This is a genomic window from Achromobacter sp., from assembly GCF_057314935.1.
Genome location: NZ_DBHKZA010000099.1, coordinates 1 through 4,874, shown reverse-complemented (window position 1 = coordinate 4,874; position 4,874 = coordinate 1). Strand labels below are relative to the sequence as shown.

The window sequence follows — 4,874 nt, the reverse complement described above, 5'->3', positions numbered from 1 at the left end:
GCGCCCGCCCCGGCGGCGCCCGCCGCCCCGGCGCCGGCAAAGCCCGCCGCCCAGTCCGCGGCCCAGTCGGTGTTCAAGCCCCTGGCCGGCGCCACCGCCGGCGCCGGCACCGACATCGACCTGATCATGGACGTGCCCGTCCAGCTGACGGTCGAACTGGGACGCACCCGACTGACCATCAAGAACCTGCTCCAGCTGGGCCAGGGCTCGGTAGTCGAGCTGGACGGCCTGGCCGGCGAACCGATGGACATCTTCGTCAACGGCTACCTGATCGCCCAGGGCGAAGTCGTCGTCGTCGAAGACAAGTACGGCATCCGCCTGACCGACATCATCACCCCCTCCGAGCGGATCAACCGCTTGAACAACCGTCGTTGACGGCACCGGCGCCATGACCGAATCCTCCCTGCTGCGCGTCATCATCGGCCTTGTGCTGGTGGTGGCCGCCATCCTGGTTTCGGCATGGCTCGCCAAGCGCGCCGGATTGACCCAGCGCGGCGGCGGCAACCTGCTCAAGCAGGTCGCCAGCCTGCCTGTCGGTGCGCGCCAAAGCATCGTCGTCGTCGAGATCGACAACACCTGGCTGGTGGTGGGCGTCAGCCCGAACCAGATCAACACCCTGCATACCCTGCCCGCCGGCCAGTTGCCGGAGGGTTCGCCCTTGCCCGCCGCAGCATTCGCGGCCAAGCTGGGCCAGGCGCTCAAGCGCCGCTAGCGCCACCTGCGCGATCCAAGCGATACCCATGAGTTTGCTCACCCGCACGACCTCCATCCGCGCCCGCCAGAACGCGCTGCCGTTGCTGGCCGCCACCGCCGTGCTGGGCTTGGCCCTCTTTCCCGCCGGCGTCGTCGCCCAGGCCACGCTGCCGGCGCTGACCACCACCCCCGGCCCCAACGGCTCCGAGACGTATTCGCTCAGCATGCAGACGCTGCTGCTGATGACCTCGCTGTCGTTCCTGCCCGCGGCCCTGTTGATGATGACCGGCTTCACGCGCATCATCATCGTGCTGGGCCTGTTGCGCAGCGCCATGGGCACGGCGATGTCGCCGCCCAACCACGTGCTGATCGGGCTGGCGCTGTTCCTGACCTTCTATACGATGTCGCCGGTGTTCGACAAGATCTACGCCGACGCCTACAAGCCGCTGTCCGAGGGGTCGATCCAGTTCGAGACAGCCGTCGAACGGGCCGCGGGGCCGCTGCGCACCTTCATGCTGCACCAGACCCGCGAGAACGACCTGTCGCTGTTCGCCAACCTGGCCAAGCAGCCGGCGCTGGAAGATCCCTCGCAAGTGCCGCTGCGCATCCTGGTGCCGGCGTTCATCACCAGTGAGCTGAAGACGGCGTTCCAGATCGGTTTCACCATCTTCATTCCGTTCCTGATCATCGATCTGGTGGTCGCCAGCGTGCTGATGGCGCTGGGCATGATGATGGTGCCGCCCGTCACCGTGGCGCTGCCGTTCAAGCTGATGCTGTTCGTGCTGGCCGACGGCTGGAACCTGCTCATGGGCTCGCTGGCCCAGAGCTTCTACCAATAACGCCCGGAGCACAATCGCCATGACCGCCGAAACCGTCATGACCATGGCCTACCAGGCGATGAAGATCGTCCTGGCGATGGCCGGCCCGCTGCTGCTGGTCGTGCTGGTGGTGGGTCTGGTCATCAGTATTTTCCAGGCCGCCACGCAGATCAACGAAATGACGCTGTCGTTCATTCCGAAGCTGCTGGCGATGTGCGGCGTGCTGGTGCTGCTGGGCCCGTGGCTGATCGGCGTCATGGTCGACTACATCCGGCAACTGATCGGCCAGATCCCCATGCTGGTGTCCTGAGCGGCCCGCGCCGCCAGACGCCAGACGCTTGCCCCATGATCGCCTTCACGCTCGAACAGCTCAACGGCTGGATCGGCCAGTTCCTCTGGCCGTTCGTGCGCATCCTGGCGCTGGTGGGCACGGCGCCCCTGTTCTCCGAATCCATCATCCCCGTCAAGGTCAAGGTCGGATTGGCCTTCGTGCTGGCCGTCGCCATCAGCCCGGCGCTGGACCCCATGCCGCCGATCGCGCCAGGCTCGTTCGCCGGCCTGTGGATGGTGATGCAGCAGGTGCTGATCGGCATCGCCATGGGCTTCACGATGCGGCTGGTGTTCGCCGCCGTGCAGACGGCGGGGGAATTCGTCGGCCTGCAGATGGGCTTGTCGTTCGCGTCGTTCTTCGATCCCAGCTCCGGCGCCAACACCGCGGTGCTCTCGCGCCTGTTCAATATCATCGCGATGCTGACCTTCCTGGCGCTGGACGGCCATCTGCTGGTCCTGGCGGCCTTGGTGCGCTCTTTCGACACGCTGCCCGTGGCCATGATCCAGCTGCATCAGAACGGCTGGGGCGTCGTCGTGGAATGGGGCAAGACGGTGTTCGTCTCCGGCCTGTTGTTGGCCCTGCCGCTGATCTGCGCGCTGCTGACCATCAACCTGGCGATGGGCATCCTGAACCGCGCGGCGCAGCAACTGTCGATCTTTTCGGTGGGCTTCCCGGTCACCCTGATCGTCGGCGTCACGGTGCTGACCGTGGTGCTGCCGCATGCCGGGCCCTTTTTGGAATCGCTGTTCGAAGCAGGCCTCGCCGCCATGAGCCGGGTGGTCGACGCGTTGGCGGGCAGATAGGTCCCTGGCCTGGCCGCCTCGGCGCCAGCGCCAAGCAAAACGGCCGCTTTTCAGCGGCCGCTTCTTTTCCAGGAGACTGATCGTTCGGGCAGATCAGGGCTGGCCGGTCAACCGGAACACGCGGATCGTCTCGCGCAATGCGCCGGACTGGTTGCCCAGTTGCATCACCGCGCCACCCAGTTCCTGCACCAGCGCCGTGTTCTGCACCGTCATCACGTCCATCTGCGACACGGCGGAGTCCACTTGCTCGATACCGCTGGACTGCTCTTGCGAAGCCTGCGAGATCTCACCGATGATGTCCGTGACGCGATGCACGGCGGCAACGATCTCCTCCATCGTGGCGCCGGCTTGCTCGGCCTGTGCCGATCCTTCCGACACGCGGTCGACCGAATCTTCGATCAAGCCCTTGATTTCCTTGGCGGCCTGCGCGCTCTTTTGCGCCAGGCTGCGCACTTCGCCGGCGACGACCGCGAAGCCCTTGCCCGACTCGCCCGCACGCGCGGCTTCGACGGCGGCGTTCAAGGCCAGGATGTTGGTCTGGAACGCGATGCCTTCGATGATGCTGACGATGTCCGCGATCTTGCGCGAGCTATCGGAGATGCCGTGCATGGTGTTCACCACCTGGCCTACCGCCACGCCGCCGCGCCGCGCCACGTCCATGCTGCTGGCGGCCAGCTGATTGGCCTGGCGGGCATTGTCGGCGTTTTGACGCACCGTCGAGGTCAGCTGTTCCATGCTGGCGGCCGTCTGCTGCAGCGAGGCCGCCTGGCCTTCCGTGCGGCCGGCCAGTTCCTGGTTGCCGCGGGCGATATGCACGGCCGCGTGCGTGGTGCCCTCGATGCCCCGGTAAACGTCCTGCGCGATGCCGATCAGGCTCTTGCGCATGACTTCCAGCGAAAACTTCAGGCTGCCCACCTCATCGTCGGAATCCGCCACGATCTGCGTGGTCAGATTGCCGGCGGCGACCTGGCGCGCCATGTTGGCGGCATCCACCATCGGATCCAGCAGGGACCGCGACAGGCTCCAGCCCATGCCGAAGATGGCGATCACGCCCAGCCCGATGAGGCCGCAGCCAAGGCTGGCACCAAGGGTATCCAGAGTAGCCCAGTTGGCATGCAGCCCGTAGGCGCCCGCGCCCGCGACGATGCCGCCGGACAGTAGCGCTTGGCGCAGCATGCGACTGCGCACGCTGCGCTTGAAGGGAAACGCCACGACATCCAGCCCGCGCCGCCAGCCGGCGCGCACCGGACGGCCGCGGTGGATGCGCACGCCGCGTGCCGTGCCTTCGCGGATGCGGGCGTACAACGCCTCGGCCATCTCCACCTGCTCGTCCGACGGACGCACACGCACCGACGAATACGCGACGACTTCGCCGTTTTCGACGATGGGCGTGGCGTTGGCCAGCACCCAGTAGTAGCCCCCGTCCTTGCGGCGGTTCTTGACCAGCCCCAACCACGACTCGCCCGATTCCAGCGTGTCCCACAGGTCCGCATAGGCTTCGGACGGCATGTCGGGGTGACGCACGATGTTGTGCGGCTTGCCGATCAGTTCTTCGCGGGTGAATCCGCTGACTTCGACGAACGCCGGGTTCGCGTAGACGATGCGGCCCTTGGTATCGGTGCGCGAGATCAGGTACTGATCTTCACGCAGCTTGGTTTCCACGTCATGGACGGGTAGGTTCACGCGCACAGCTAGTCTCCGGTTACTTCATAAGAGCAGCGAATGAATGGCAGCGAGCAACCGGACCTGACGCCCCGCATCGACCTGTACCCGCCCGGTTTGTCGGGCAGGATCCGCTGCCGTCAAACACTGTTCACCGCCCATTTCAGGCGTTATTTTTGTTTACGGCCAAATTTTCGAAAACTTAACGTGCGTAGGAATCGCACGCCGCTTTCCCTTGCCGTCCAGCACAAGAAACACGGCCGCGCATCAGCGCGGCCGCGGTCATGCCTCGGACTCCCGCCCGGCCCGGCCGGACGCCGCCGACGCGTCAGCCTTGTGTCAACGTCGGTGCGGCATAGCCGCCGAGCTGATGCGCAGGCACTTCAATCACTTCACCGGCATTGATCTTGAACACCGCGACCGCTTCGGCCAGGCGGTGAGCCTGATCTTGCAGCGAACCTGCGGCGGCCGCCGCCTCTTCCACCAGGGCCGCGTTCTGCTGCGTCACTTCGTCCATCTGCGACACGGCGCGGTTGACCTGGTCGATGCCGCTGGACTGCTCTTCGG

6 protein-coding genes and 1 pseudogene are annotated in these 4,874 nt (G+C 65.9%); 5 read left to right on the top strand and 2 right to left on the bottom strand.

Features of this window, described 5'->3' with window-relative positions:
- The 5 genes from fliN to fliR form a co-directional block, all read left to right on the top strand.
- Positions 1-375, top strand: a 375-nt coding sequence (fliN, locus tag ACO6D5_RS26150) for a flagellar motor switch protein FliN (protein ID WP_485827000.1), incomplete at its 5' end; no start/stop codon positions are given.
- Positions 376-388: 13 nt separating this feature from the next.
- Positions 389-712 (top strand): flagellar biosynthetic protein FliO, encoded by a 324-nt coding sequence (fliO, locus tag ACO6D5_RS26145; RefSeq protein WP_315847101.1) that lies wholly within the window; start codon positions 389-391, stop codon positions 710-712.
- Between the two features lie 28 nt (positions 713-740).
- On the top strand, positions 741-1,532 hold the full coding sequence (gene fliP / locus ACO6D5_RS26140; RefSeq protein ID WP_315847100.1) for a flagellar type III secretion system pore protein FliP: 792 nt from the start codon (positions 741-743) through the stop codon (positions 1,530-1,532).
- 19 nt (positions 1,533-1,551) lie between these two features.
- On the top strand, positions 1,552-1,821 hold the full coding sequence (fliQ, locus tag ACO6D5_RS26135) for a flagellar biosynthesis protein FliQ (protein WP_006219058.1): 270 nt from the start codon (positions 1,552-1,554) through the stop codon (positions 1,819-1,821).
- Positions 1,822-1,856: 35 nt separating this feature from the next.
- Entirely contained in the window at positions 1,857-2,645 is a 789-nt protein-coding gene (gene fliR, locus ACO6D5_RS26130) for a flagellar biosynthetic protein FliR (protein ID WP_315847099.1), read from the top strand.
- Between the two features lie 93 nt (positions 2,646-2,738).
- On the opposite strand, the gene ACO6D5_RS26125 is transcribed toward fliR, so the two are convergent.
- Positions 2,739-4,334 (bottom strand): methyl-accepting chemotaxis protein, encoded by a 1,596-nt coding sequence (locus ACO6D5_RS26125; protein ID WP_485826999.1) that lies wholly within the window; start codon positions 4,332-4,334, stop codon positions 2,739-2,741.
- A gap of 301 nt (positions 4,335-4,635) precedes the next feature.
- A pseudogene (locus ACO6D5_RS26120) lies at positions 4,636-4,874 on the bottom strand (methyl-accepting chemotaxis protein); the annotation flags it as partial.